Genomic DNA, 24,182 nt, shown 5'->3' on the forward strand with positions numbered 1-24,182 from the left:
CAACAATCGGACGGCGGAAAGGTTTCACCAGGCGAATACGTCGTTATCCATTGGAAAAACGCCTTCAGATGACTATCTGTCATTGCCCCGAGGCGGCCCGGTGAGGGAAAATGCTCGCCTTTTTTCCGTTTCGTTTTAATCAAGCCCCCAGGAGAACAGCGATGCCTAGCCGTCGTGAGCGTGCCAACGCCATTCGTGCCCTCAGCATGGATGCCGTGCAAAAAGCCAACAGCGGCCATCCCGGTGCCCCTATGGGTATGGCAGATATCGCCGAAGTGCTTTGGCGCGACTACCTCAAGCACAACCCGAGCAATCCTTCGTTTGCCGACCGTGACCGCTTCGTGCTGTCCAACGGCCACGGCTCGATGCTGATCTACTCGCTGCTGCACCTGACCGGCTACGACCTGTCGATCGATGACCTCAAGCAGTTCCGTCAACTGCACAGCCGCACCCCGGGCCACCCGGAACTCGGCTACACCCCAGGCGTAGAAACCACCACCGGTCCACTGGGCCAGGGCCTGGCCAACGCCGTGGGTTTTGCTCTGGCTGAAAAAGTCATGGCTGCGCAGTTCAACCGTCCTGGTCACAACATTATCGACCACCACACCTATGTGTTCCTGGGTGATGGCTGCATGATGGAAGGCATTTCCCACGAAGTCGCTTCCCTGGCCGGTACCCTGGGCCTGGGCAAGCTGATCGCCTTCTACGATGACAACGGCATCTCCATTGATGGCGAAGTCGAAGGCTGGTTCACCGACGACACCCCGAAGCGTTTTGAGTCCTACAACTGGCAAGTGATCCGCAATGTCGACGGTCACGACCCGGAAGAGATCAAGACGGCGATCGACACTGCACGTAAAAGCGAGCAGCCAACCCTGATCTGCTGCAAGACCACCATCGGTTTCGGTTCTCCGAACAAGCAAGGCAAGGAAGATTGCCACGGCGCCCCGCTGGGTGACGCGGAAATCGCCCTGACCCGTGCGGCGCTGAAATGGAACCACGGCCCGTTCGAAATCCCGGCTGATATCTATGCCGAGTGGGACGCCAAGGAAGCCGGTCGCGCTGTTGAAGCCGAGTGGGACCAGCGTTTCTCTGCTTACTCCGCCGCGTTCCCGACTGAAGCCAACGAACTGGTGCGTCGTCTGAGCGGTGACCTGCCAGCTGACTTCAGCGAAAAAGCCTCGGCCTATATCGCCGAAGTGGCGGCCAAGGGCGAAACCATCGCCAGCCGTAAAGCCAGCCAGAACGCCCTGAATGCGTTCGGCCCGTTGCTGCCTGAGTTCCTCGGCGGTTCGGCTGACCTGGCCGGTTCCAACCTGACCCTGTGGAAAGGTTGCAAAGGTGTTACCGCCGAAGATGCCAGCGGCAACTACATGTACTACGGCGTGCGCGAGTTCGGCATGACCGCGATCATGAACGGCGTTGCCCTGCACGGCGGCCTGGTGCCTTACGGCGCGACCTTCCTGATGTTCATGGAATACGCGCGTAACGCGGTGCGCATGTCGGCCCTGATGAAACAGCGGGTGATCCACGTCTACACCCACGACTCCATCGGTCTGGGCGAAGACGGCCCGACTCACCAGCCAATCGAGCAACTGGCCAGCCTGCGCTGCACGCCGAACCTCGATACCTGGCGCCCAGCCGACGCCGTTGAATCGGCGGTGAGCTGGAAGTGCGCATTGGAGCGCAAGGACGGTCCTTCGGCCCTGATCTTCTCGCGTCAGAACCTGCAGCACCAAACCCGCAATGCGATTCAGATCGAAGAGATCGCGCGTGGCGGTTACGTGTTGAAGGACTGCGCAGGCGAGCCTGAGCTGATCCTGATCGCCACCGGCTCGGAAGTCGGCCTGGCCGTTCAGGCCTTCGACAAACTGACCGAGCAGGGCCGCAAGGTGCGTGTGGTTTCCATGCCGTGCACCAGCGTGTTCGATGCCCAGGACGCCGGCTACAAGCAATCGGTCCTGCCGTTGCAGGTCAGCGCCCGTATCGCCATCGAAGCTTCCCACGCCGACTACTGGTACAAGTACGTGGGCCTGGAAGGCCGCGTGATCGGCATGACCACCTACGGCGAGTCGGCGCCTGCGCCGGCCTTGTTCGAAGAGTTCGGCTTCACCCTGGAAAACATCCTGGGTCAGGCTGAAGAGCTGCTGGAAGACTAAGCACAACGCGGTGGTTTCTGACCACCGCGAACCCCCTGTAGGAGCGAGCTCGCTCGCGATGGTCGTTAACGATAACGCTGGATGCCTGAATGCCCGCGTTGTCTGGGCCACCATCGCGAGCAAGCTCGCTCCTACAGGGGGGTTGTGTTGTTAACGAGAATTCGTTTGCCTACGTCTATCGAGAACCCCATGCCTCAACCGCGTCCCTACAAAGTTGCACTCAACGGCTACGGCCGGATTGGTCGTTGCGTCTTGCGTGCGTTGTTCGAGCGAGGCGAAAAGGCCGGGTTCGAGATTGTCGCGATCAACGATCTGGCGGACATGGCCAGTATCGAATACCTGACACGCTTTGACTCCACCCATGGCCGGTTCCCCGGTGAAGTGAAGGTCGAAGGCGATTGTCTGCATATTAATGGCGACTGCGTGAAGGTCCTGCGCAGTGCCACCCCCGAAGGCATCGATTGGGCGTCCCTGGGCGTCGATCTGGTGCTGGAGTGCTCCGGCGCTTATCACACTCGCGAAGACGGCCAGCGTTTCCTCGACGCCGGCGCCCCGCGTGTGTTGTTTTCCCAGCCGATGGCCAGCGAGACGGACGTTGACGCGACCATCGTCTACGGCGTGAACCAGGACTGCCTGACCGGCGACGAATTGCTGGTGTCCAACGCGTCCTGCACCACCAACTGCGGCGTGCCGCTGTTGCGCCTGCTGAATCAGGCCATTGGTCTGGACTACGTGTCGATCACCACCATTCACTCGGCGATGAACGATCAGCCGGTCATCGATGCCTATCACCACGAAGACCTGCGCCGTACCCGTTCGGCGTTCCAGTCGGTGATTCCGGTGTCCACCGGTCTGGCACGAGGTATCGAACGCCTGCTGCCGGAACTTGCCGGACGAATTCAGGCCAAAGCCGTGCGGGTGCCGACGGTCAACGTGTCCTGCCTCGATATCACGATGCAGACCGCCACCGCGACCGACGCCACCGAGGTCAACCGGATCCTGCGCGAAGCCGCCACCAGCGGCCCGCTCAAAGGCCTGCTGGCCTACACCGAGCTACCCCACGCAAGCTGTGATTTCAACCATGACCCACATTCGGCGATCGTCGATGCCAGTCAGACCCGCGTTTCCGGCCCTCGGCTGGTGAACATCCTGGCCTGGTTCGACAATGAATGGGGTTTTGCCAACCGAATGCTGGACGTTGCAGAACACTATCTGCAAACAGCAACTTCAAAAAAACCGTAGGAAGTGCGACCCATGACCGTGTTGAAGATGTCCGACCTCGATCTGCAAGGTAAGCGCGTATTGATCCGCGAAGACCTCAACGTTCCAGTCAAGGACGGTGTTGTCACCAGCGATGCGCGTATCCTGGCCTCGCTGCCGACCATCAAGCTGGCCCTGGAAAAAGGCGCGGCCGTGATGGTCTGCTCGCACCTTGGCCGTCCGACCGAAGGCGAGTTCTCGGCCGAGAACAGCCTCAAGCCAGTCGCCGACTACCTGAGCCGTGCTCTGGGTCGTGAAGTGCCGCTGGTGGCCGATTACCTGGGCGGTGTTGACGTGAAAGCGGGCGACATCGTGCTGTTCGAAAACGTGCGCTTCAACAAAGGCGAGAAAAAGAACGCTGACGAACTGGCCCAGCAATACGCCGCCCTGTGCGACGTGTTCGTGATGGACGCCTTCGGCACCGCTCACCGTGCCGAGGGTTCGACCCACGGCGTGGCCAAGTTCGCCAAAGTCGCCGCTGCCGGCCCGCTGCTGGCCGCTGAACTGGACGCACTGGGCAAAGCCCTGGGTGCCCCGGCCCAGCCGATGGCGGCTATTGTTGCCGGCTCCAAGGTGTCGACCAAACTCGACGTGCTGAACAGCCTGAGCCAGATCTGCAACCAGTTGATCGTCGGTGGCGGCATCGCCAACACCTTCCTGGCCGCTGCCGGTCACCCGGTCGGTAAATCCCTGTATGAGCCGGACCTGCTGGACACCGCTCGCGCCATCGCCGCCAAGGTCAGCGTACCGCTGCCAGTGGACGTAGTGGTTGCCAAGGAATTCGCGGAAAGCGCCGCTGCGACCGTCAAGCTGATCGCTGACGTCGCTGCCGACGACATGATCCTGGACATCGGTCCGCAGACCGCGGCGAATTTCGCCGAGCTGCTGAAGTCGTCCAAGACTATCCTGTGGAACGGTCCGGTCGGCGTGTTCGAATTCGATCAGTTCGGCAATGGCACCAAGGTGCTGGCCCAGGCCATCGCGGACAGCGCGGCGTTCTCCATTGCCGGCGGTGGCGACACCCTGGCGGCCATCGACAAGTATGGCGTGGCAGAGCAGATCTCCTACATTTCTACCGGTGGCGGTGCGTTCCTCGAATTCGTCGAAGGCAAGGTCCTGCCAGCCGTTGAAGTCCTGGAAAGCCGGGCCAAGGCCTGAGGGTCGCCCGTTTGACCAGGCAAGGGAGTGTTGACATGGTCAAGACGTTAGCGCTGTTGATCGTCGCGGGTTCACTGGCGGCTTGCGGGAGCAGCCCGAAAGCCACGCCGGAACCCGAGGCGCCTGCGTCGCGCAACGGCTGTTATCAGGCCGACTGGCAGGCGGAAACCAACCCGGTGCTCAACAAGCGCTCCGGGCCCGAGGGCCTGGACAAATACGAGACCCGGGCACCCGCCAAGGAACATGGCTGCCCTTGACGGGTCTGACTCTTTACTCAGGGCTGGCGGCGTGTGCCGTCAGTCGAGGGACATGGATGAAAGGTTTTATCGCCGTTACGGCGCTGGCGCTGTTGGCTGGTTGTGCTCAGTTGAACCCGTTCCAGTCGTCCGCGCCTGTGGATAACTGGACCACCTGGACCTGCGACAGCCAGGCCAAAGTGCTGTGGCGCTACACCGACGACAGCCTTAGGGAAGTCGACGTGCGTCTGGGCGGTGCCGATCAGGTCTACCGCTTGAAACAGGAGCCGGGTGCATCGGGTTCGCTGTACAGCAATGACATGCTGGCGTTTCACATAAAAGGTGAGGAAGGCCTGGTTTACTGGGTTGCCACCAATGATTTGATTGGGCGTGGCTGTAAGGCTGAATAATACGATTGATTTGGTATACAGAGATCCAATTGTGGGAGCGAGCTTGCTCGCGATAGCGGTATCACAGTCACATCAATGCTGAATGTGCCGCCCCCATCGCGAGCAAGCTCGCTCCCACAGGGTTTTTGTGTCGTATTTAAGATTTTGGTAACACCTGAATTCGCAGCCGGGCCCAACCCCCGATCTGCAATAACTTGAATAGCCGCCGCCGCTACGGCAGGCTGGCACGATTAACGACCCTCAACCGGGAGAGATATACACAATGGCACTTATCAGCATGCGCCAGATGCTGGACCACGCAGCCGAGTTCGGCTACGGCGTTCCAGCCTTCAACGTCAACAACCTTGAGCAGATGCGCGCCATCATGGAAGCCGCTGACAAGACTGACTCCCCGGTGATCGTCCAGGCTTCGGCCGGTGCTCGCAAATACGCCGGCGCACCGTTCCTGCGTCACCTGATCCTGGCAGCCATCGAAGAATTCCCGCACATCCCGGTGTGCATGCACCAGGACCACGGCACCAGCCCTGACGTCTGCCAGCGCTCCATCCAGCTGGGCTTCAGCTCGGTAATGATGGACGGCTCCCTGGGTGAAGACGGCAAGACCCCGACCGACTACGACTACAACGTGCGTGTGACCCAACAAACCGTAGCCATGGCTCACGCCTGCGGCGTTTCGGTAGAAGGCGAGCTGGGCTGCCTGGGTTCGCTGGAAACCGGCATGGCCGGTGAAGAAGACGGCATCGGCGCCGAAGGCGTCCTGGATCACAGCCAGATGCTGACCGACCCGGAAGAAGCCGCTGACTTCGTAAAACGCACTCAGGTGGATGCCCTGGCCATCGCCATCGGCACCAGCCACGGCGCCTACAAGTTCACCAAGCCGCCTACCGGCGACGTGCTGGCCATCGACCGTATCAAAGAAATCCACAAGCGCATTCCGAACACTCACCTGGTGATGCACGGTTCGTCTTCGGTTCCGCAAGAGTGGCTGGCGATCATCAACCAGTACGGCGGCGACATCAAGGAAACCTACGGCGTACCGGTTGAAGAAATCGTCGAAGGCATCAAGCACGGCGTGCGCAAGGTCAACATCGACACCGACCTGCGCCTGGCGTCCACTGGCGCAATGCGTCGCCTGATGGCCACCAACCCGAGCGAGTTCGACCCACGTAAATTCTTCGGCGCCACCGTCACCGCCATGCGTGACGTGTGTATCGCTCGCTACGAAGCCTTCGGTACTGCCGGCAACGCTTCGAAGATCAAGGCGATCTCGCTGGAAGGCATGTATCAGCGTTACCTGAAAGGTGAGTTGAACGCCAAGGTCAACTAAGCCTGAGCGTTAAATTGCCTTCATGAAAAACCCGCCGAGAGGCGGGTTTTTTGTGGGCGATGATCCAGGATCGACGCGGTCAGTGTGGGAGCGGGCTTGCTCGCGAAAGCGGTGTGTCATTCAACATTAATGTCGTCTGACATTACGCCTTCGCGAGCAAGCCCGCTCCCACAAGATCAACAGTGCCTCGATATCAATTGTTGTGATCGATATCCAGCTTGCTGAAGGTCACTTTGCCGCCTTCAGTGGTGTACCCGGTGTTGTCCTGTACATAGACCCCGGCCTTGAAATACAGCGGTTTGTCACGCCAGGTCGTGCTGATTTGCGTATCCCATTGATAACCTGCCGCACTGATGCCCAAGGCGCCACCGGGGCTGAGGTGAATGAGGTAGTTGAACTCCTGGTCGAGTTTCACCCCCGTCGCAACGATGATCACCCGGCCTGTATCGTCATCGGGATGCATCCGGACCTTGGCGACGATATTGCCGGTGCCTGTGCTGGTTTTGTATTGGTATTCAACCTTCACCAGAGGTTTCTGGCTTTGATAGGCATGGATCTGGCCGATGACGACTTTCCCGGAACTCGGCACCTGGTTCACTGCCAGAGTGGCATACAACAAATTGTCGGCTTCCGGGTAATACCAGTTTTTCAACGTACCGTTGCTGTAGGTTTCACGCAATTCGGTACGTGGATAAATTGCGTTTTCGGTACGGGAGCCGGTCACGGGCGTCCAGAAAAACAATGTGCCTGTGTCTGAATGGAAGTATTGATCCTTGAAACCGTCCACCAGCTTGGCGGTTTCGACGGTGTACGGCGGGCTGCCAACGGGGACGCTGAGGTTCCAGGTTGCAAGATCGATCATGTCGGTTCTTCCACTTGATTCATGCTGCACGGACGTGCCAGAAGCTCTAGCCCGCACCTTCGGGGGCGGCCTTTATAAGCGTAGCGGGAGATTTTGTTAATGCCCGTCTGACGGGTGGCTGACGTCAACATCCTGTCGAAGCGACATCTTTCCCGGTTTCCATCGCCTGAACCATCGACCGTTAGTCGGTAAAAAGACACTATGATTAAATGATGGCTTACTGACACCTTCTGCTTTTGCAGAACCGGGTCTAGAGTGAAGACGCAGTATTTGTCCGGTTTTCACGAGAAACCGGCCTGACACCCCGCAATTAGAGAAGCAGCATGGAATGCGCGCAACCCACGCCAGTAGAAGGCAGCTCAACCCTTTTAGTCGTCGACGATTACCCCGAAAACCTGATCAGCATGCGCGCGTTGTTACAGCGCCAGGGCTGGCGGGTCATTACTGCCACCTCGGGTTTCGAGGCCCTCGGCTTGTTACTTGAACACGATATCGACCTGGTGCTGCTGGACGTGCAGATGCCGGACATGGACGGTTATGAAGTGGCGCGCCTGATGCGCGGTAGCCAGCGGACCCGTCTGACGCCGATCATTTTCCTGACCGCCAACGAACAGTCCCAGGATGCCGTGATCAAGGGCTATGCCAGTGGTGCGGTGGATTATCTGTTCAAGCCGTTCGACCCACAGGTCTTTACGCCCAAGGTCCAGGCGTTGCTCGAGCACCAGCGTAACCGCCGGGCCTTGCAGCGCCTGAGTCATGATCTGGAAGCGGCTCGTGCCTTTAATGCGTCGGTGCTGGAAAACGCAGCCGAAGGCATTCTGGTATTGGGTGAGGACGGTCTGATTCGTTTTGCCAATCCGGCGATTTCACGGTTGCTCAATGCCCCGGTGCAGGAACTGCAAGGCAAGGAGTTTCTGGACTACCTGCAAAAACCGCATATCCCGATCTGGGCCGACTCCGAGTTGCTGGCCGGATACAAACGAGGCGAAACCTTGCGCCTGCACGATGCCCTGCTACGTACGGCACCCGGGCAGCAAGTGCCGGTGGCCTTGTCCTGCGCGCCATTGCCCGCCGAGCAACATGCGATGGTCGTGACCGTGCTGGACATGTCGGTGGTGCGCCATCTGCATCAGCAACTGGAGTTTCAGGCGGTCACCGATCCGCTGAGCGGATTGCTCAACCGCCGGGGTTTCTACCAGACCGTAGAGAACCTGCTGTTGCGCGGTGAGCGTTCCGACAGCTCCTGGGTTTTGATGTATCTGGACCTCGACGGCTTCAAGCGAGTTAATGATTCGCTCGGGCACGATGCCGGCGATCGGGTGCTGCGCTGGGTCTCCGAACAGTTGAAGGCTTGCCTGCGGCCCTTCGACATTCTGGCGCGGATGGGCGGCGACGAGTTCACCGCGCTGCTGGATCTGGAGTTCCCCGAGCAGGCGGCGAAGATTGCCGAGAAGCTCATCGAGCGAGTGTCGATCTGTCAGCAGATCGACGGCCTCGATATCGCTCTGGGTGCCAGCATCGGCATTGCCACGTTCCCTGATTGTGGCGCCAATCTCGACGGGATGATGCGGGCGGCCGACATTGCCATGTACGAAGCCAAGCGTGCCGGCCGCCAGCAATATCGCTTCTACGATCATGAAATGAACGGCCGGGCGCGCACGCGGCTGATGCTGGAAGAAAGTGTGCGCACGGCCATCGAGAAGCGGGATTTCAATCTGGTGTATCAGCCTCAGGTTGCGATTGCCGACGGGCGGATTCGTGGCTTCGAGGCCTTGTTGCGCTGGCAGCATCCGAGCGTTGGCGATGTCCCCCCGGGGCTGTTTTTGCCATTGCTGGAGGAGGCGCGGCTGATCAGTCGCCTGGGCAGCTGGATTTACCATCGCGGCGCCGGGCAACGCAAAGCCTGGGAGTCCCTGTTTGCCGAGGACCTGGTGCTCGGCGTCAGCTTGAGCAGTACGCAGTTCGGCATGCCCAACCTGGTCACCGAGTTGCGCCAGGTGCTGGAGCGCCATGGCCTGCAACCGCGTCACCTGGAAGTCGAGGTCACGGAAGAGGCCTTGATGCGCAACCCTGAAGAAACCCGCAAGCAATTGCGCCTGCTGCACAACCTGGGCGTACGCGTGGCATTGGATGACTTCGGGGTCGGACCCTGCTCCCTGACGCACTTGCGCGACCTGGCGCTGGATACTCTGAAGATCGACCGCCATTTGATCGCCCGGTTGCCGGATTCGGCAAGGGATGCGGCGCTGGTGCGCAGTGTGATCGACCTGTGCAAGCAGTTCGGAATATTGGTGATTGCCGAAGGGGTGGAAACCGTCACTCAGTATGAATGGCTGCAAGCCAACAGCTGTGAGTATGTGCAAGGTTTTCTGGTGGCCCGGCCGATGATGGCCGAAGACACCGGGGTCTTTGTCCAGCCGTTTGACTGGAGCGCGCTGCCCCGCTGAATTCGCTACACTGGCGACCTTTTAGTGACCTGTATTGCCGCCCCGATGACCGTGTTGAAATATCTCCAGGCCTATCCCGCCACCTTGCAGGACCAGGTACGCCAGCTGATCGCCGACGGTCGGCTGGGCGATTACCTGAACCAGCGTTACCCGCAAAAGCACGGGGTGCAGAGCGACAAGGCGCTGTACACCTATGCTCTGGACCTCAAGCAGGAGTACTTGCGTAACGCTCCGGCCATCGACAAGGTGCTGTTCGACAACCGTCTGGACCTGACCCACCGTGCCCTTGGCCTGCACACCACGATTTCACGGGTGCAGGGTGGCAAGCTCAAGGCCAAGAAGGAAATCCGCATCGCTTCGCTGTTCAAGGAAGCGCCTTGCGAGTTCCTGAAAATGATCGTGGTGCATGAGCTGGCGCACTTCAAGGAATCGGACCACAACAAGGCATTCTACAAACTGTGCGAACACATGCTGCCGGGTTATCACCAGGTGGAATTTGATGTGCGGGTGTACCTGACGTGGCGGGATCTGTAGGAGCTGCCGCAGGCTGCGACCTTTTAAGGAGCATTGGATGGACGTGAGCAAGACCAAGAGCAGCTTCTATCGCCGGTTGTACGTGGCGTACCTGATCGACAGCGGGCTGGCCAGCAGCGTCCCGGCGCTGACCGAAGTCACCGGCATGCCCAGGCGCACGGCACAGGACACCATCGCGGCTTTGGCGGATCTGGATATTGTGTGTGAGTTCGAGCAGGAAGAGGGCGCGCGCAACCATGCGGGGCGCTATCGGATTCGCGAGTGGGGTGCGATCGATCGCGGGTGGATCGAGCGTAACCTGCGGCAGATCAAGGCGGTGTTGGAGTATCCCTGAAATCTTTCAGTGATTTAACCGACGCCTTCGCGAGCAAGCCCGCTCCCACATTAGATCAGCAGTGAACACAGGTTTCGTGTGCGATAGATCTCAAATGTGGGAGCGGGCTTGCTCGCGAAGAGGTCCTTAAGGGCGACGCATCCCGATGTGTGGAATGCCATCCTCGACATATTCCTCTCCCGCCACGACAAACCCGTACCGCCCGTAATACCCCTGCAAATGCGCCTGGGCCGAGAGGTAGACCGGCAGACCGGGCCAGTATTTTTCGATCTGTTTGAGTGCCTGTTCCATCAGCTCATGCCCCAGCCCGGCACCGCGTGCCTGGGGTGCAATGATCACCCGTCCGATCACCACGTCGCCGCCCTGTGATTGCGGGTCAAGCAGCCGCAGGTAAGCCACCAGCCGGTTACCGTCCCAGGCCATCACGTGGAGGGTGTCACCTTCCAGATCCTGGCCATCGATATCCTGGTAAACGCATTTCTGTTCAACGACGAACACTTCTGCACGCAGCTGCAAAATGGCGTACAGCTGCTCCTTGCCCAGGTCGCTGTGGTGTTTGCAGATCCAGTCGACTGTCATGTTTTGATTCCCTGAAAACGTCGTTCCGATACTAAGCGCACTCACGCCAGAAGTCTTTATGGCGGAAAAATCTGTGACAAAGGCCAAAATGCCATCATTCATTTTTCGCGCGGATGTCTTCTTTGTGTAATCTGGATCGAAGCGCTGTGCTATGGCTTCGATGAGCGAATGTTGAGTACCCGGGCCTTGCCGGTACAGGGGCCTTGGGGTTTTGGCTGAAAACACGTCGGGCAAGCCGCCCGCTAAGGATTTTCTGGCATGCCGCGATTGCATCGAGCTTTGGCCTTGATTGGATTGCTGTTGCTGGGTCAGGGAGCTGCGGCAGAAAAACTGCGGCTGGTCGCTGATGCCTGGCCTCCCTTTACCGATTCCACGCTCGTCAACGGCGGTCTGGCGACGGATATTGTCAGTACCGCGCTCGCCAGGGCTGGCTACGCCAGTGAGTTCGAACAGGTGCCCTGGGCAAGGGCCTTGATGGGATTGGGCGAGGGTCGATACGACGTGCTGGTCAACGCCTGGTACTCGGAGGAGCGGACCAGGCTTGGCCAGTTCTCCGGCGAGTACCTGCTCAATCGCGTGCGCTTTCTCAAGCGCAAGGACGCGCCCATTGAATTCAATAACCTGCAGCAATTGCACACCTATCCGATTGCCGTGGTGCGTGGATACGCCTATTCGCCCCCGTTCGACAACGACGAGTCGTTGCAGAAAGTCCCTGTGCACAGTTTCGCCATGGCGGTGCGCATGCTCGCGGCCGACCGGGTCAAGCTGACGCTGGAAGATGAATTCGTCGCCCGTTACTACCTGGCCCGTGAGTCACCCAAGGTGCGGAACGCCGTGGAGTTCCTGCCCAAGCCATTGAGCGAGAACAGCCTGCATATCATGGTCAGCCTGAAGAATCCTGAGCATGCACGGATCGTCGCCGGTTTCGACCGCGAGATAGCGGCGATGAAGGTGGACGGGAGTTATGACAAGTTGATGAAACGGCATGGGATGTGAGTGGGTTTAGCCAGTTTCTGTGTTGTTGCTGATGGCCTCATCGCGAGCAAGCTCGCTCCCACAGTAGATCTTCAGTCGACACAAGTTTTGTGAACACCAGAGCCCCCTGTGGGAGCGAGCTTGCTCGCGATGAGGCCCGCCCAGACACCACAGATCTCAATCCTCACTGGTGTCCTTGATCAGATGTGCCGCCAACGTCCTCAGCGGCCCCAACTGCCGGCAGATCAGCGCCAGTTGCGTCTGCACCAACCGCTGCCCCTCATCGATTTCATCAGGCATCTGTTCCAGTTCATTGGCCAGTGCTTCTTCTTCATCGCTCTGAATTTCAATCGAAGACTTGCTCGCCAGCCCTTGGGCGATCTCGTCGATGCTGGCGGCCAGTTTCACTCCGGCCCCTTCGATCAAATGTTCACGCACGTCCGTCGGCAGTTGGGTTTCCCGGTGCGCGCCCAGGCCCGACAGGTAACTGAGTAGCGTGTGTGACAGCACCAGGAAGCGGAAGCCCACATCCGCCTCCTTTCGGAAATGTCCCGGCTCCATCAGCATGTTGGCCAGTGTGGTCGACAGTGCCGCGTCGGCGTTGTGCGCGTTGCGGCGGGCCAGGCGGTAAGCCAGGTCGTCGCTTTTACCCGCAGCGTATTGCTGCATGATCTGGCGCAGGTAAATGCTGTTGCAGGCCAGGGTGTTGGCCAGCACTTTGTTCAGGCGTCGGCCCTGCCAGTCCGGCAGGAACAGGAACACCGCCAGCCCGGCAATCAGGCTGCCGAGCAAGGTATCGAACAAGCGTGGCAGGAACAGTCCGTAACCGTCACCTACCTGGTTGAAGCAGAACAGCACCATCAGGGTGATTGCCGCCGTCGCCAGGGTGTAGCGGGTGGTGCGGTTGGTAAAGAACACCACACCGGCGGCGATGGCGAAGCATGACTGGATCAGCGGGTTCGGGAACAGGTCGAACAGCGCCCAGGCCAGTGTCAGGCCAATGGCGGTGCCGATGATCCGTTGACCGAGTTTGCGGCGGGTGGCGCCGTAGTTCGGTTGGCAGACGAACAGCGTAGTGAGGATGATCCAGTAGCCTTGGGACGGGTGAATCAAATGCACCATGGCGTAGCCGATGCTCAAGGCCAAGGGCAATCGCAGGGCATGGCGGAACAGCAGCGAGGTCGGCGTCAGCTGCGTGCGCAAGCGAAGCCACACGTCCTTGAGGCTGCGCGGCGAACGGTCGAGCAGGCTGCTGTCGGTAGCGTCGGCCAGGGCGTCGGGGTTACTGGCATCGCTGAGCAGGCGGTCGAGGGTGCCGAGGTTGGCCGCCAGTGCCCGCAGTGAACGCAGCAAGCCGCGCCAGGCCGGGTTGCTCTGGATGCGCAGGTGTTCGAGAGAGGCATCCAGGTCGCTCAGGGCCTCGGCGAAACTGGCGTCATAGGTGAACGGCTGGCGCATCTGGATCGATTCGGCCAGTGCCCGGCAGGCCTTGCCTTGCTGGCGCAACAGGCGTTGGCAGCGGAACAGCACGTCGCTGTGGAAGAAGGCGTCGGCCAGGGCGTTGTACGGGTAGTGCGACGAACTGGCACGCTCGTGGATGTCCTGGGCGAGGAAGTACAGTTTGAGGTAGCGGCTGACTTTCGACCCCGGGCGCCCGTTGCCGACCCGGTGCAGGATGATCTCCTTGGCGGCGTTCAGTGCCGCCACCACCCGGCCGTTCTGTTGGGCCAACTCCAGGCGCCGCGCCTCCACGTCCATCTGCCGGATCGGCTCGAACAGCGAGGATTTGAGCTTCAGGTAAAAGCCCAGCTCGCGGAACAGCCGCGCCAGGCTCTGCTGCACCGGCTGATTGGAAAACAGCGCCTGCCACAACACCGACAGCAAGCCGTACCAGGCGGCACCGGCCACCAGCAGCATCGGCTCGTGCCAGACGTCGATGACCGCACCACCACGCTGGTCCACGCCGATCATGGTGTAGACCGAAAGGATCAACGTCGCCGAGGCAATCGCGCCATAGCGCTCGCCGAGGGCGCCGAGCATGGTCAGGCAGAACGCGGCCAGGGCGAAGGCGATGATAAACAGCGGGGGGTAGGGGAAGAGCAGTTCGACGGAGAGGGCGGCGACCGCGAAACACACCAGCGTCACCGCCAGTGCGTTGAGACGGCCCTGCCAGCTGTCGTCGGTCTCGGCCAGGGCACTGGCGATGATCCCCAGGAACAACGGGATCAGAAGGCCCATTTCATCCTGATACCAACACAGCGCCATGGTGCCGGTCAGGGCAATGAATACCCGCACGCTGTAGCTGAATTTATCCAGCGCCCAAAGGCGACGCAGAGACTGGCGGAACGAAGTCGATGACATGAAATGCGAAGGCCTTCCGAGGCAATGACGCTAAATTGAGCCACTAATGACGCCGACGCAATGGCGTCGATCACATCAGACAGCAAAATCTGTTCCTTGTCAGGCACTACAAACCACTGTGGGAGCGAGCTTGCTCGCGATGGCGGCCTGTCAATCAACATCTCTGTTGAATGTTATGGCCTCATCGCGAGCAAGCTCGCTCCCACAGGGGTTGTATTGATTTTTGAATCAGACGTACTGCGCAGCCGCGTAACCCGATGCCCACGCCCACTGGAAGTTGAACCCGCCCAGATGCCCGGTCACGTCGAGCACTTCGCCGATGAAGTACAGCCCCGGGCTCTTCAGCGATTCCATGGTCTTGGACGACACTTCATTGGTATTGACGCCGCCCAGGGTCACCTCGGCGGTGCGATAGCCTTCGGTGCCCGCCGGCACGACTTTCCAGCTCGCCAGTTTTTCCGCGATATCGGCCAGTTCCGCGTGGGTGTACTGCTTCATCGGTTTGGAGACGAACCAGTTGTCCGCCAGCAGATTGGCCATCTTCTTGGTGAAGATTTCACCGAGCAGGGTTTTCAGCTCGCTGTTGGGACGTTCGGCCTGTTGCTGTTGCAGCCAGCTCGGTACGTCGTGATCCGGCAGAAGGTTGATCTCGACGGTGTCGCCGGATTCCCAGAACGACGAGATCTGCAAAATCGCCGGACCGCTGAGGCCGCGGTGGGTGAACAGGATGTTCTCGCGAAAGCTCTGGTCGTTGCAGCTCACCAGGCAATCCACCGACGTACCGGATAACTCGGTGCACAAGGCTTTGAGCTGATCGGTAATGGTGAACGGCACCAGGCCGGCGCGGGTCGGCAGCAGTTCGTGGCCGAACTGCTTGGCCACTTGATAGCCGAAACCGGTGGCGCCCAGGGTCGGGATCGACAGGCCGCCGGTGGCGATCACCAGGGATTCGCAGGTGATTTGGTCAAGCGTCGTGTCCAGCAAGTAGCCTTTTTCAAGCCTCTCGATGGTCTGGATCGAGGTGTCCAGGTGCAGGCTGACGCCGACCTGATCGCACTCGTTGAGCAGCATTTCGAGAATGTCACTGGATTTGTTATCGCAGAACAACTGGCCGAGTTTTTTCTCGTGGTACGGCACGCCGTGCTTGGCCACCATGCCGATGAAATCCCACTGGGTATAACGGGCCAGGGCGGATTTGCAGAAGTGAGCGTTCTGCGAGAGGAAATTGCTCGGTTCAGTGTACATATTGGTGAAATTGCAGCGGCCACCGCCCGACATCAGGATTTTCTTGCCGGCCTTGTTGGCATGGTCGAGCAGCAACACCTTGCGCCCGCGCCCGGCGGCGGTCAGCGCACACATCAACCCTGCGGCGCCAGCGCCAATGATCACGACTTCGGTAGAGCGCAAAACGGTGTCCTCACAAAAAACTATTGCGGTCCCTGTAGGAGCGAGCTTGCTCGCGATGGGCGTGAACGATAACGCTGGCAGTCTGGCTCACCGCGGTGAGCTCAGGTTTTTCGCGAGCAAGCTCGCTCCTACAGGGGGAAGTGCGTGTTGTTACAGGATGCGAACGCGCAACGAACGGCCCTTGATCTTGCCGTCGTTCAAACGCTGCAAGGCCTGCTTGGCGACGCCGCGCTCCACGGCCACATAGGCCTGGAAGTCGAAAATCGCGATCTTGCCGACCTGGGCACCAGGGATGCCGGCGTCACCGGTCAGTGCGCCAAGAATGTCGCCCGGACGAACCTTGTCCTTACGGCCGCCAGCGATGCACAGGGTGCTCATCTGCGGCAACAGCGGACCACCACCCTTGGAGGTGAGGTTGTCCACCTGATCCCAGGTCAATGGTGTCTTCTGCAATTGCTCGATAGCCTGGGCGCGCTGTGCTTCGGACGGCGCCACCAGGCTGATCGCGAGGCCTTTCTCACCGGCGCGGCCAGTACGGCCGACGCGGTGAATGTGGATTTCCGAATCACGGGCCAGTTCGACGTTGATTACCATGTCCAGGGAATCGATATCGAGGCCGCGCGCTGCGACGTCGGTTGCCACCAGCACCGAAGTGCTGCGGTTGGCGAACATCGCCAGCACCTGGTCGCGGTCACGTTGTTCCAGATCGCCGTGCAGGCCGACGGCGGAGATGCCCTTGGCGGTCAGGTGATCGACGGTTTCCTGAACTTGCTGCTTGGTGAAGCAGAAGGCCACGCAGGAGGCCGGACGGAAGTGGCCAAGCACCTTGGTCACCGCACTCATGCGGTCGTCCGGGGAAATCTCGTAGAAGCGCTGCTCGATCTGCGTGTCGTCGTGGAACGCTTCGGCCTTGACCTGCTGCGGGTTGCGCATGAACTTCGAGGCCAACTGCTTGATGCCTACCGGGTAGGTAGCGGAGAACAGCAAGGTCTGGCGACGTTCCGGGGCCTGCATGATGATTTCTTCGATGGAATCGTAGAAACCCATGTCGAGCATGCGGTCGGCTTCGTCGAGGATCAGGGTGTTCAGGCCGTGGAGCACCAGCGAGCCCTTGCGCAGGTGCTGCTGGATGCGCCCCGGCGTGCCGACGATGATGTGCGCGCCGTGTTCCAGCGAAGCGATCTGCGGGCCGAGGGACACGCCGCCGCACAGGGTCAGGACCTTGATGTTGTCTTCGGCACGGGCCAGGCGACGGATTTCCTTGGCGACCTGGTCGGCCAGCTCGCGGGTCGGGCACAGGATCAGCGCCTGGCAACCGAAGTAACGCGGATTGATCGGGTTCAGCAGACCGATGCCGAACGCGGCGGTCTTGCCGCTGCCGGTCTTGGCCTGGGCGATCAGGTCCATCCCCTTGAGGATCACCGGCAAGCTTTGCGCCTGGATCGGCGTCATCTGGGCATAACCGAGGGAGTCGAGGTTAGCCAGCATGGCGGCGGACAGCGGCAAAGTATTAAATTCGGTGGCGATGGTGGTCACGGGACTGGCCTGCAAAACAAAATGTCGCGCAGTGTACCAGTCCGGTGGCCATTCGCCCTAAGGCTCTATGTGTTCTTCCGGACGTTTAACACGCCGTCCGTCATTCCGTGACAGCTGGGAAAAGATCGTCGCGGCCAGCATTGCCATGATTCCAACCGTCACAAACGTCAGTTGAAAGGCGCCCAACACCGTGTCCACGCCGTCATTTCCGATCTCGGCCGTGAACCCGCCGAGCAATGCACCGGCGCAGGCTACCCCCAGACTCAGTGACAATTGCGCGACCACCGACAGCAGGCTGTTGCCGCTGCTGGCGCTGGCATCGTCGAGGTCGATCAGGGTCACGGTGTTCATCGCGGTGAACTGCAAGGAGTTGATCGCGCCAAGGATCGCCAGCTGGCACAGCAGCAGCCAGTACGGCGTCTGCTCGCTGACCAGGCCCATGCTCGCCAGCATGATCCCCAGCGCCAGGGTGTTGCCGGTGAGCACGATGCGGTAACCCAGATGTTCGATCAGCGGCCGCGCCACCCACTTGGCGATCATCGCCGCCGCCGCCAGCGGCAGCATGCTCATCCCGGCCTGGGACGGCGAATAGCCCAGCGCCACTTGCAGTAGCAACGGCACCAGAAAGGGCAGGGCGCCGCTGCCGAGGCGGGCGAACAGGTTGCCGAGAATGCCCACGGCAAAGGTCCGGGTCTTGAACAACGACGGCGCAAACAACGGATTCTCGATATGCCCGGCACGCAGCCAGTACGCCGCCAGGCATGCCATGCCGCCGAACAGCAGCAACATCACCCGCAGGTGCGGCAGGTGCAGTTCGCCCAGGCCTTCCATGGCGATGGTGATCAGAATCATCGCCGCGCCAAACAGCACAAAGCCCAGGCTATCGAAACGGGTGCGCTCGGTGCCGCGCAGGTCCGGGATGAACTTCCACACGGCGTAGCAACCGACCAGCCCCACCGGCAGGTTGATCAGGAATATCCAGTGCCACGTCAGGTATTGCACCATCCAGCCGCCCATGGTCGGGCCGATCAACGGGCCGAGCAGCCCGGGAATGGTGATGAAACCCATGATCCGCACCAGCTCCGAGCGCGGGTAGGCGCGCAACACCACCAGCCGCCCGACCGGCAGCATCAACGCGCCTCCCAAGCCCTGGATCACCCGGGAGCCGATCAACTGGGTCAGGCTGGTCGACAATGCGCAGAGCAGCGAGCCGAGGCTGAACAGCAAAATCGCACTGAAGAAGATTTTCCGGGTGCCGAAGCGATCGGCGATCCAGCCGGACGCGGGAATCAGCAAGGCGACCGTGAGCATGTAGGCGATGATCACACCTTGCATGCGCAGCGGATCTTCGGCCAGGTCCCGGGCCATGGCGGGCAGGGCGGTGTTGAGGATCGTCCCGTCGAGGGACTGCATGAAGAAGGCAATGGCGACGACCCAGGGTATCCAGCGGGCAGTCACAGCGTCGAGAGGCGGGCGGTTGGGCATGGGACCTCTTGTGGATGAAGTCAATGCTAAATGATTTGTGATCACAGTCATTGTGGGAGCGAGCTTGCTCGCGATAGCGGTAGATCAGTCGACAATGATGTTGAATGAAATGGCCTCATCGCGAGCAAGCTCGCTCCCACAAGGTTCCCGGTGTTCCGGGAGTTTGTGGTTACAGCGTTAATGTGAGCCGGTTTACGAGCGCCCCCGGCAACAACGCCGACGCCGTCGCCCGCTGGCTGTACGTACTCGCCGACAGCAACAATTCCCGCTCCTGGGTCAACGCTTCCAACTGCGAACCGAGCAGGCTGAAGGCGCTGTCATCAAAACGCATGGTGCTGACCGGTGCCTGAATCACGCCGTTTTCGACCCAGAACGTGGCAAACCGGGTCATGCCGGTCAGGCGGGCGGCCGGTTGATCCGAGAAGTTCAGGTACCACAGGTTGCTGATGTACAACCCGGTGCCCAGTTGCTTGAGGATGTCCGCGTCAGGCAATGCCCCGGCTTTCATGTTCAGCGCGCTCGGTGATTCACCGCCGCTGGCACCATTGGCGGTCAAGCCGTATTCCGCGGCGCTGCGCGAGCTGACCAGTTGTGCCCCGGCCTTGCCGTCGACGATCAAGCCCAGGTCACTGCGTGGATAACCTTCATCGGAAAACGCCGGGCTCAGCGAGCCGCTGACTTTTTCATCCAGCGAGACCAGCGGGCTGAAGGTGCTGTCGCCACCGTAGAGCTTTTGCAGCGGGCTGCTTTTGCTGGCAATCGACTGTGCAGAGAATCCCCCCCAGCACAGCATGCCCATGATTTCTTCCAGCGCCGCCGGTGCCAGGTAGGCGCGGTATTGGCCGGGTGCCAAAGTGCGCAGCGGCCGGCCCAGAAACTCAAGCTGCTCGCGGGCTTGCTGGAAGCGTCTGGCAAAGCCTTCGCTGTTCCAGTCGTGCCCGGCGTAGCTGGCTTTCACGGCCTGGCCATTCTCGTGGAACAGGCTGAAGTCGAAATTGAAGCTGTTGGCCTGATGCCAGCCGAAGGCACCCGAAGAACTGGCAAAGCCGCGACTGATCGGTCCGGCAGCGTAGAAACCGACAAGATCCAGGCCTTCGGCGGCCTGGGTGATTTGCGCGACCACCTGTTCGGTGTCCGGCAGCGGATGCGACTGCACGTTGTTGCTCTGCCAGCCATTGTGGTTGAGCAGTAAGTAAGGATCCGGAGGCAGCAGCGGCAAGGTTTCCCGCAGCTGTTGCAGGCCTTCGGTCAACCGTCGCAGATCAACCTGGGGATCGCCGGCCAGGGTGATGTTCAGGTCGGCATGACGGCCTTCGTTGATCAGCTTCAAGCCGATACTCGCCTGCTGCACCTGACCGGCCTGGCGCACCTTGGCGTGGTTGAAACGCACGAAGGCCGACGACTCGGCGGCGTAGCTGAGGGTGAACTGCTCGGGCTCTTGCAGGGCTGCACGCAGGCTGTTGACCAGCGCCTTGAACGACGCGGACTGGCTGTTTGAAGGATTCATCAGGCGTCTCCTCCGAATACATCAACGTTGCTGAACACGCAGGCCGGTGACGCGTGGCCGACGCGGATCACCTGGTTCGGTTCGCCCTTGCCGCAGTTCGGTGTGCCGAGGACCTTGAGGGTACCGGCATCGCCGACGGCGCTGAGGCTTTTCCAGAACTGCGCGGAGATGCCCCTATAGTTGGGATTCTTCACCACGCCCTTGAGTTCGCCGTTTTCGATCAGTTGGCCCCATTCGCAGCCGAACTGGAATTTGTTGCGGGCATCGTCGATCGACCATGAGCGGTTGGTCGACATCAGCACGCCGTGTTCGATGCCAGCGATCAGTTGTTCGATGGACTGATCGCCGGGCTCGATATTGAGGTTGGCCATGCGGTCGATCGGTGGGCGGTTCCAGCCGCAGGCGCGGCTGTTGGCGACGCCGTCCATGCCGGCACGGAATTGCGACAATGCACCGCCCAGCGGGCGCAGCAACAGGCCTTCGCGGATCAGGAACTGTTTGCTGGCGGGCGTACCGTCGTCGTCATGACCGTAACTGGCGAGTTCCTCGGGGATGTCGGGATCGAAGGTCACGTTGAGCAGGCCGGAACCGTATTGCAGGTGGCCGAAATCGCTGGCTTTGACGAAACTGGTACCGGCGTAATTGCGCTCGTCGCCGAGGATGCGGTCCAGTTCCAGCGGATGGCCGATGGACTCGTGAATTTGCAGCATCATCTGGTCGGGCATCAGCAGCAGGTCGCGCTTGCCTTGCGGGGTGTTTGGCGCCAGGAGCAATTGCAGGGCCTGATCGGCCACCTGGGCACCGGCACCGATCAGGCCGCAGCGGCTGATGACGTCCGCCGCGCCTTGCTGGCCGAAGTTCTCGCGGCCAAGGCTGCGGGTCTGGCTGTCGTTGCCGTCGTAGGCCGTGACGTCCAGGCCGGGGTACACAAAGCGTTGGGCCTGGCGCAGTTCGGCGCCGGCGCTGTTGAGGTAGATCTGCTCGACGTGGGTGATACCCAGGCTGACCTGCCAGTTCACCAGGCGCTCGTCCTTGGGCACGGCGGCCGACTCGGTGCCAAGCAGTTGGAAACAGTCGCTCAGGGACGGGAAGGCCTGGTCGAGGTTGGGTGAAAAGTAATCGGCGCGGTCGCTGGAAACAGCCAGCTCGCGCAGGTCCAGCAAGGCGTGGGGCTTGAGTCGACGGGCCTGGAATTCGGCGCGTTCGAGGGCGGCTTGCAGGCCCGGTTGCGACAGGTCGTTAGTGGCCGCATAGGCCTCGACGCCATTGACCCGCACGGTCAGCATCGCCCCTTCGTCACGGCTCAGGCTCGGTGGTTCGGCGACGTTCTTGCGCACCGACAGGTACTGCCCGGATTCGCGCACATAACGCAGGGAAAAGAATTCAGCACCCGTGCGCAAGGCAGCGAAGCGCTGCTTGAGCTGGGGGTAGAAATCGAACATTCGTGAACCTCCTGGGTATGGAGTGGCGATGGAGCGGTGCTGCGAGGGGAGAGGTGAAACGATTGCGTGGCGCTAGATTAGGCCTGCGAGGGGGGAGGATCAAGGGTGAAACGGTGTAGAGAGGGATTATCGGGTTCGGCCGGAAGATGTGTGTTGGTTGTCAGGGCCCCATCGCGAGCAAGCTCGCTCCCACAGTAGTCCGGGCTGGATCACAAATCTGCAATCCAACCCGAAACCTGTGGGAGCGAGCTTGCTCGCGATTGGCCGTGACGCGGTGTAGCGACTTATGCAGTCTGGCTCACTTCCCGCACCGGCTTGCCCTTCACCGGCGCTTCACCCGCCACATAGTAAGTGGCGGTGCTGCGCGGCAATGGCTTGCGACCACGGATCTTGTCGGCGATTTTCTCGGCCATCATGATCGTCGGTGCATTGAGGTTGCCGGTGGTGATGATCGGCATGATCGACGCATCGACCACACGCAGGCCTTGCATGCCATGCACGCGACCTTCGCCATCGACCACGGCCATTTCGTCGGTGCCCATCTTGCACGAGCAGGACGGGTGGAACGCGGTTTCGGCGTGTTCGCGGATGAACTTGTCCAGTTGCTCGTCGGTTTGCACCTCGATGCCCGGGCTGATCTCGCGACCGCGGAAGGCGTCCAGTGCAGGTTGCTGCATGATTTCCCGGGTCAGGCGGATGCCGTCGCGGAACTCTTGCCAGTCCTGCTCGGTGGCCATGTAGTTGAACAGGATGCTCGGGTGCTGGCGCGGATCCTTGGACTTGGCCTGGATGCGCCCGCGGCTTGGCGAACGCATGGAGCCCATGTGCGCCTGGAAGCCGTGCTCTTTCACACCGTTGCTGCCGTTGTAGTTAATCGCTACCGGCAGGAAGTGGTACTGGATGTTCGGCCATTCGAACTCTGGACGGGTACGGATGAAACCGCCGGCTTCGAACTGGTTGCTGGCGCCGATGCCGGTGCCGTTGAACAGCCACTCGGCACCGATGGCCGGCTGGTTGTACCAGAGCAGCGATGGGTACAGCGAGACCGGTTGGGTGCAAGCGTATTGCAGGTACAGCTCAAGGTGATCCTGCAGGTTTTCACCGACGCCCGGCAGATCGTGGACCACCGGAATGTCGAGTTTGTTCAGCAGTTCGGCAGGGCCCACGCCGGAGCGTTGCAGGATCTGCGGCGAAGCGATGGCGCCGGAGCACAGCAGTACTTCCTTGCGCGCCTTGACTTCAACGCGCTCCTCGGCAGCGCCGACCAGGTAACGCACGCCGACCGCACGCTTGCCTTCGAACAGGATCTTGTCGGTCAGGGCGTGGGTGACGATGGTCAGGGTCGAACGCTTCTTGGCGACGTCCAGATAGCCACGGGCGGTGGAGGCACGACGACCTTTCGGCGTCACGGTGCGGTCCATCGGGCCGAAGCCTTCCTGCTGGTAGCCGTTCAAGTCTTCTGTGCGCGGGTAACCGGCCTGCACGCCGGCTTCAACCATGGCGTGGAACAGCGGGTTGTTGCCGGCTTTCGGCGTGGTCACGCTGACCGGGCCGTCGCCACCGTGGTAGTCGTTAGGGCCGATGTCGCGGGTTTCCGCTTTACGGAAATACGGCAGGCAGTCCAGGTACGACCAGTCCTCAAGGCCTGGCAATTTTGCCCAGCCGTCGTAGTCCATGGCGTTGCCGCGGATGTAGCACATGCCGTTGATCAGCGAGGAACCGCCCAGACCTTTGCCGCGACCGCACTCCATGCGACGACCGTCCATGTGTGGCTCCGGATCGGTTTCGTAGGCCCAGTTGTAGCGACGGCCTTGCAGCGGGAACGCCAGGGCGGCCGGCATCTGTGTGCGGAAATCGGAACGGTAGTCCGGGCCGCCCGCTTCGAGCAGCAGGACGGTGACGCCTGCGTCTTCGGTCAGACGGGTCGCCAGGGTGTTACCGGCAGAGCCGGCACCGATGATGATGTAGTCGAATTCTTGGGACATTGAATGCACCCTCTTTGAAGTTGGTCAGGTCGCGGTCGCTGGGACACTGCACAACCTGTGGCGAGGGGGCTTGCCCCCGTTCGGCTGCGCAGCAGTCGTAAAATCTGCGACTGCTTTCAATCTGAAGACTTGCGGTGTCTGGAGAGGGGGCTGCTTCGCAGCCCAACGGGGGCAAGCC

The 24,182-nt window shown here is 60.8% G+C and carries 19 protein-coding genes; 10 read left to right on the forward strand and 9 right to left on the reverse strand.

The features are described 5' to 3' along the window. Positions 1-161 precede the first annotated feature (161 nt). From tkt to fba, 6 genes are all read left to right on the forward strand, one after another. Positions 162-2,159, forward strand: coding sequence for a transketolase (gene tkt, locus ABIE16_RS25450; protein ID WP_090451881.1), 1,998 nt, complete (start codon positions 162-164; stop codon positions 2,157-2,159). A gap of 189 nt (positions 2,160-2,348) precedes the next feature. Next, positions 2,349-3,401: an erythrose-4-phosphate dehydrogenase gene (gene epd / locus ABIE16_RS25455; protein ID WP_057716543.1), complete on the forward strand. Its 1,053-nt coding sequence runs from the start codon at positions 2,349-2,351 to the stop codon at positions 3,399-3,401. A gap of 12 nt (positions 3,402-3,413) precedes the next feature. Continuing rightward, positions 3,414-4,577 carry a phosphoglycerate kinase gene (locus ABIE16_RS25460; protein WP_057712964.1) on the forward strand — a complete coding sequence of 388 codons (1,164 nt, stop codon included), beginning with the start codon at positions 3,414-3,416 and terminating at the stop codon, positions 4,575-4,577. Between the two features lie 35 nt (positions 4,578-4,612). After that, positions 4,613-4,834, forward strand: coding sequence for a hypothetical protein (locus ABIE16_RS25465; protein WP_150813772.1), 222 nt, complete (start codon positions 4,613-4,615; stop codon positions 4,832-4,834). A 56-nt stretch (positions 4,835-4,890) separates the two neighbouring features. Continuing rightward, a complete protein-coding gene (locus ABIE16_RS25470) occupies positions 4,891-5,223 on the forward strand; it encodes an MliC family protein (RefSeq protein ID WP_090451874.1) in 333 nt (110 codons plus the stop codon). Positions 5,224-5,485: 262 nt separating this feature from the next. Further along, positions 5,486-6,550 carry a class II fructose-bisphosphate aldolase gene (fba, locus tag ABIE16_RS25475; protein WP_007981624.1) on the forward strand — a complete coding sequence of 355 codons (1,065 nt, stop codon included), beginning with the start codon at positions 5,486-5,488 and terminating at the stop codon, positions 6,548-6,550. Between the two features lie 193 nt (positions 6,551-6,743). On the opposite strand, the gene ABIE16_RS25480 is transcribed toward fba, so the two are convergent. Beyond that, entirely contained in the window at positions 6,744-7,412 is a 669-nt protein-coding gene (locus ABIE16_RS25480) for a polysaccharide lyase family 7 protein (protein WP_057712967.1), read from the reverse strand. A gap of 323 nt (positions 7,413-7,735) precedes the next feature. Between ABIE16_RS25480 and ABIE16_RS25485 the strand changes: the two genes are divergently transcribed. From ABIE16_RS25485 to ABIE16_RS25495, 3 genes are read left to right on the forward strand one after another with little or no spacing between them, the layout of a single operon-like run. Beyond that, the gene (locus ABIE16_RS25485; protein WP_429522170.1) at positions 7,736-9,859 is read left to right on the forward strand and encodes a putative bifunctional diguanylate cyclase/phosphodiesterase; all 2,124 of its coding nucleotides are present in this window, start codon (positions 7,736-7,738) and stop codon (positions 9,857-9,859) included. A gap of 45 nt (positions 9,860-9,904) precedes the next feature. Beyond that, positions 9,905-10,393: a YgjP-like metallopeptidase domain-containing protein gene (locus tag ABIE16_RS25490; RefSeq protein ID WP_057712969.1), complete on the forward strand. Its 489-nt coding sequence runs from the start codon at positions 9,905-9,907 to the stop codon at positions 10,391-10,393. 37 nt (positions 10,394-10,430) lie between these two features. After that, entirely contained in the window at positions 10,431-10,727 is a 297-nt protein-coding gene (locus tag ABIE16_RS25495) for a winged helix-turn-helix domain-containing protein (protein ID WP_007894945.1), read from the forward strand. A gap of 126 nt (positions 10,728-10,853) precedes the next feature. On the opposite strand, the gene ABIE16_RS25500 is transcribed toward ABIE16_RS25495, so the two are convergent. Next, positions 10,854-11,306 (reverse strand): GNAT family N-acetyltransferase, encoded by a 453-nt coding sequence (locus ABIE16_RS25500; RefSeq protein ID WP_057712970.1) that lies wholly within the window; start codon positions 11,304-11,306, stop codon positions 10,854-10,856. A 258-nt stretch (positions 11,307-11,564) separates the two neighbouring features. On the opposite strand from ABIE16_RS25500, the gene ABIE16_RS25505 reads away from it, so the two are divergent. Then, on the forward strand, positions 11,565-12,302 hold the full coding sequence (locus tag ABIE16_RS25505; RefSeq protein ID WP_340312887.1) for a substrate-binding periplasmic protein: 738 nt from the start codon (positions 11,565-11,567) through the stop codon (positions 12,300-12,302). 156 nt (positions 12,303-12,458) lie between these two features. On the opposite strand, the gene yccS is transcribed toward ABIE16_RS25505, so the two are convergent. From yccS to betA, 7 genes are all read right to left on the reverse strand, one after another. Beyond that, positions 12,459-14,642 (reverse strand): YccS family putative transporter, encoded by a 2,184-nt coding sequence (gene yccS / locus ABIE16_RS25510; protein ID WP_349736382.1) that lies wholly within the window; start codon positions 14,640-14,642, stop codon positions 12,459-12,461. A gap of 228 nt (positions 14,643-14,870) precedes the next feature. Next, positions 14,871-16,049: an NAD(P)/FAD-dependent oxidoreductase gene (locus tag ABIE16_RS25515; RefSeq protein WP_223500963.1), complete on the reverse strand. Its 1,179-nt coding sequence runs from the start codon at positions 16,047-16,049 to the stop codon at positions 14,871-14,873. 150 nt (positions 16,050-16,199) lie between these two features. Beyond that, entirely contained in the window at positions 16,200-17,537 is a 1,338-nt protein-coding gene (gene dbpA / locus ABIE16_RS25520) for an ATP-dependent RNA helicase DbpA (protein WP_235863953.1), read from the reverse strand. 105 nt (positions 17,538-17,642) lie between these two features. Then, positions 17,643-19,070, reverse strand: coding sequence for a multidrug transporter subunit MdtD (gene mdtD, locus ABIE16_RS25525; protein WP_057712975.1), 1,428 nt, complete (start codon positions 19,068-19,070; stop codon positions 17,643-17,645). 169 nt (positions 19,071-19,239) lie between these two features. Next, on the reverse strand, positions 19,240-20,577 hold the full coding sequence (locus ABIE16_RS25530) for a TldD/PmbA family protein (RefSeq protein ID WP_429522171.1): 1,338 nt from the start codon (positions 20,575-20,577) through the stop codon (positions 19,240-19,242). After that, positions 20,577-22,019 carry a TldD/PmbA family protein gene (locus tag ABIE16_RS25535; RefSeq protein WP_429522172.1) on the reverse strand — a complete coding sequence of 481 codons (1,443 nt, stop codon included), beginning with the start codon at positions 22,017-22,019 and terminating at the stop codon, positions 20,577-20,579. Before ABIE16_RS25535 ends, ABIE16_RS25530 begins: the two co-directional genes overlap by 1 nt. Positions 22,020-22,303: 284 nt before the next feature. Continuing rightward, a complete protein-coding gene (betA, locus tag ABIE16_RS25540; RefSeq protein ID WP_218494726.1) occupies positions 22,304-24,004 on the reverse strand; it encodes a choline dehydrogenase in 1,701 nt (566 codons plus the stop codon). Positions 24,005-24,182 lie beyond the last annotated feature (178 nt).

This window comes from Pseudomonas sp. 2725 (assembly GCF_050434585.1).
GTDB lineage: Bacteria > Pseudomonadota > Gammaproteobacteria > Pseudomonadales > Pseudomonadaceae > Aquipseudomonas > Aquipseudomonas jessenii.